4 protein-coding genes are annotated in these 3,745 nt (G+C 65.2%); 1 reads left to right on the top strand and 3 read right to left on the bottom strand.

Annotated features, from left to right (window positions below):
* Window positions 1-976 precede the first annotated feature (976 nt).
* Entirely contained in the window at window positions 977-1,915 is a 939-nt protein-coding gene (locus BMY71_RS24195) for a 1-phosphofructokinase family hexose kinase (protein ID WP_092686404.1), read from the bottom strand.
* 211 nt (window positions 1,916-2,126) lie between these two features.
* Window positions 2,127-2,951 (bottom strand): universal stress protein, encoded by an 825-nt coding sequence (locus BMY71_RS24190; protein WP_092686403.1) that lies wholly within the window; start codon window positions 2,949-2,951, stop codon window positions 2,127-2,129.
* A gap of 233 nt (window positions 2,952-3,184) precedes the next feature.
* Between BMY71_RS24190 and BMY71_RS24185 the strand changes: the two genes are divergently transcribed.
* Window positions 3,185-3,421: a ChaB family protein gene (locus BMY71_RS24185; RefSeq protein WP_092686402.1), complete on the top strand. Its 237-nt coding sequence runs from the start codon at window positions 3,185-3,187 to the stop codon at window positions 3,419-3,421.
* Window positions 3,422-3,615: 194 nt separating this feature from the next.
* Here BMY71_RS24185 and BMY71_RS24695 read toward each other — a convergent pair.
* On the bottom strand, window positions 3,616-3,745 hold a 130-nt coding region (locus BMY71_RS24695), incomplete at its 5' end, for an HlyD family efflux transporter periplasmic adaptor subunit (protein WP_139202746.1).

Genomic DNA, 3,745 nt, shown 5'->3' with positions numbered 1-3,745 from the left:
AGTTGGACTTGAAACTTTGAACCGGCTGATCACAACGTTTTGACGAGGTCCCACCATATACGCCGACCAACGATTCACATCGCGATCGACACGACATCCGAAGACGTCATGGTGTAACCTTTGAAACGTGTAACCGCCGAAGTCTTTCGTCCGGTCTCAACGATCAAGAGCCGAAGCCCTCTCACAATCAAGACCCGCAAGGACTTCGCCGTCCACGTTTCTCTTTCTTCATCTTCACTTGTCAAACAGCCCGAGGCCAAAAGACCTCACACACCCTTTAGAGGTGCGTCACCCTTCAGCGTCAATGAACGACCCCAACCGACACCTATCGGCTGTTGCGTCACTCATCGAAGTGAGGAGCATCAAAGACGCGAACTTATCCCTCGACGTGAAAGTCAAAGGAGCGCCCGACCGGCGGGCAGCGCGTAGGTGTGTTTATAGACGGCCCCTCAGCGGACTGCAAGCGGAGAAATGAAAGTTTCGCGAACTTCTTGATTTCGCGCCTGGCGGGGCGGAAAGCCTGCTGATTACGGGGGTTAAGCTGGGCTTCGACCCTCGTTTGGAGCGAGCCGGTCGCTGAAATTCTGACAGAAAGATGCTTCGAGCTTCTGGCGACGGCGGCGATCGTGGCCATGAACAGGGAAGACAACGGGCAGGCGCCCGCGCCGGAAGCACCCGCGGAGCTTCAAGGCCAAGTGGCGTCGGCACCATCAAGGGCGATCGGACGATAACCCCACCGCCGGCCGCATTTCGATTCTCAGCCCAGCCAGATCAAGACGTGGAAGCGCAGCTCGAGCGGGCGACTTCGGGGCTGGGGCCGTGAGGCACGGCGCCGGCGGCGCCCGACATCGACGTCAGATCGCTGCGCGCCAGAATCGGAGCGCTGACGATGGAGAACGGCCTTTTCGCAGGCGCGCTCGCCAAGGCGGAACTGGCTTCCTTTGATCCGACAATGGCCAGTTTACGGCCACGCCGGTTACAGCGCCTCGATCACGACCTGCGCACACAGCCGCTCGACATCCGCCGGCCGGCACAATTCGGTGCCCTGCATCGTCAGCGACGCGGAGCCCGAGGCGAGTGCGAGGCGGAAGGCGTCCTCGATCGGCCGGCCCTTCGCCAGGCTGAAGGCAATCGCGCCCAGAAAACTGTCGCCGGCGCCGACGGTGGAGACCTGATTGACTGGCAGCGCCGGCGAGCGCAGCGCCAAGTCTTTGGTCACCAGCAGCGCGCCGAGATGGCCGAGCGACAGCGCGACGATTTCGACCTTGCCGGCCGCGATCGGTTGCCGCGCGGCTTCGATCCAATCCTTCTCGCCTTCGAGCGGACGTCCGGCCAGTTCCTGCATCTCGCGCAGATTCGGCTTGATCAGCGTGACGCCTTGGTCGAGCGCGGCCACCAGCGAGGCGCCGGAGGTGTCGAGGAAGAATTGCGCGCCGATCCGCTTCGCCACCGCGGCGGCCTGGGCGTAGAAATCATGCGGCACGCCGGGCGGCAGGCTGCCGCTGCCGACCACGATCTTCGGCGCCGGAGTGGTGCCGGCGAGAAGCTCCAGCAAGCCGCGCCATTCGCCCTCGGCGAGCGGCAGGCCGGGCAGCACGAAGCGGAATTGCTGGCCGGTCGCGGCCTCGGTGACGGAAAAATCCTCGCGGGTCTCGGCCACCGCATCGACCACCCGACTGGGAATGTGCTCGCGGTCGAGCAGCGATCGCAGCAACTGGCCGGTGAAGCCGCCGGCCGGGAAAATCGCCTCGACGTCGCCGCCGAACCGCTTCACCACCCGCGCGACATTGATGCCGCCGCCGCCTGGGTCGCGCTGCTGCGCCGCGCAGCGCAGCTTGCGGCTCGGCACCATGCGCTCGACCGATGTCGACAGATCAATCGCCGGATTCGGCGTCAGGGTCACGAGTTCGACCATCGCAGGTGGTCTCCAGTTCTGGCTTGCAGGGGAAAGGCCCGAGGACCGGCGCGGCTCGGGGCGAGCGAATGCGGCCGGCTGTATCGAAGCAGCCGGCTGTTGGGTCAAGTCTGACGCGCGCGCCCGGTTCTGCCGTTGACGCGCGTCAACGGGCTGCGCGCCGCGACGCCGCACCCGGCCGACCTGGCCACGGATACCGCCGTCCGGCGCGTCAATGCGACATCAGCACCGGCACCGTCATCGACGACAGCATCTCGCGGGTCACGCCGCCGAGCACGAATTCGCGCAGGCGCGAATGGCCATAGCCGCCCATCACCAGCAGGTCGGCGGAGGAGTCCGCGACATGCGACAGGATCGTGGCGGCGACGCCGACATCCGGCGCGGTGATCATCTTGATGTCGAGCTTGATCCCGTGGCGCGCCAGATGGTTGGCCATCTCGATGCCGCGCAGCTCTTTTTCGTCGCGGACCTTGTGGTCACGCACGATCAGGAGCTCGACCGCGCCGGCGCGGCGCAGGAACGGCATTGCGTCGTTGATCGCCCGGGTGGCGGCGCGGCTGCCATCCCAGCCGCAGATCACCCGGTCGAGCTTGAGCGGCGCCTTCTGGATATAGGGCACGATCAGCACCGGCCGGCCGGAATCGAACAGCACCTGTTCGATCAGAATATCGTTGTCGACGTTGTCCGGATCGGACTGCATGATCACCGACAGGTCGAACCGCCGTGCCATCCGCGGAAACCGGCCGGCCGTGCCGTACGGCGTCTCCAGCAGATGATGCTCCGCCGAGACCCCCTCGCGCTTGCACGCCGCCTCGAAGCGTTCGACCGCGGCGCGCGCGGAGGTCTCGCTTTCGGCCAGCATCTTGGTGAGGAGATCGGACGGAAAGTCCGGCATCGCGAAGCTCGGCAGCGATTCATAGGCGAAGCAGACGCCCGAGACATGGGCGTCGAAGGTCTGCGCGATCGCAACCGCGACGTCGGCGATCTGGTCGCGCGCCGGGTTTCGTTCGAGATTGACGATGAGATCCTTGATCATGGTCGTGCTCCCCTGGTGTCGACGGTCGTTGAGCCGTCCTGATCCCGACACGAACGCCCCCGGCGCCGACGGTGCGCCCAGCTTAGAAGCGCCCGGCGCGGCTCGATTGATAAGCATCAAGTCCTTGTTCCGCATCAGGCCAATGGCCGCACGCCGTTTCAGCGCGACGCGAGGCCGCCTCATTCGGATGCGAGCGTCTCCCCTACGCCGCGTTCCGCGCCGGAGGTCTGAGGATGCCTTATAGCTCGATCGACGACCTCCCTCCATCGCTACAGGTGCGGCTGCCCCTGCACGCGCAGTCGATCTACCTTGCCGCCTTCAACAACGCCTTCGCCGACAACGCCGACCGCGGCCCCGAGGAACAGGAAAGCAGCGCACACCGCGTCGCATGGGCGGCGGTGAAGAAACAGTACCGCAAGCAGGACGAACGCTGGGTGGCGCGGGATCCGTTGCGGAGCGCAGGCTCATGATGGCCCCGATTGCTCGTTGGCGCCTGTCCCTGCCGATTTCCTGCGACGAGAGGGGCCCGTCGCCGACGATCCGAATCTGATGCAGCACGACTTTCATTGGATTCGCATTCGACGCGAACCGCGCCTCAACCCTCAGCAGCGTGGTGGCGTTGTGCAGCTCGTCGCGCAGGCCGAGTTCAACGATGCGAACCCCGTCACGATGGACATTGCGCCTCCGTTGCGTCCTGAGCCGGTTCGATCTCGGCGAGTTCGACGCCTTCCTGGACGATGTCGCCGACCTTGCATTTGATCGCTTTGAGCGTTCCCGCGAACGGCGCGCGCAGG

Origin of the sequence: Rhodopseudomonas pseudopalustris (assembly GCF_900110435.1) — a bacterium.
GTDB classification, from domain to species: Bacteria; Pseudomonadota; Alphaproteobacteria; order Rhizobiales; family Xanthobacteraceae; genus Rhodopseudomonas; species Rhodopseudomonas pseudopalustris.
Note: the sequence above shows the minus strand (reverse complement) of the source record. Positions and strands in the feature narration are given on the sequence as shown.

What these genes read in the sequence shown, in the direction of transcription:
- BMY71_RS24190 (WP_092686403.1), bottom strand. Translation starts at nt 2,951, where the DNA reads ATGATCAAGGATCTCATCGTCAATCTCGAACGAAACCCGGCGCGCGAC.
- BMY71_RS24195 (WP_092686404.1), bottom strand. Translation starts at nt 1,915, where the DNA reads ATGGTCGAACTCGTGACCCTGACGCCGAATCCGGCGATTGATCTGTCG.
- BMY71_RS24185 (WP_092686402.1), top strand. Translation starts at nt 3,185, where the DNA reads ATGCCTTATAGCTCGATCGACGACCTCCCTCCATCGCTACAGGTGCGG.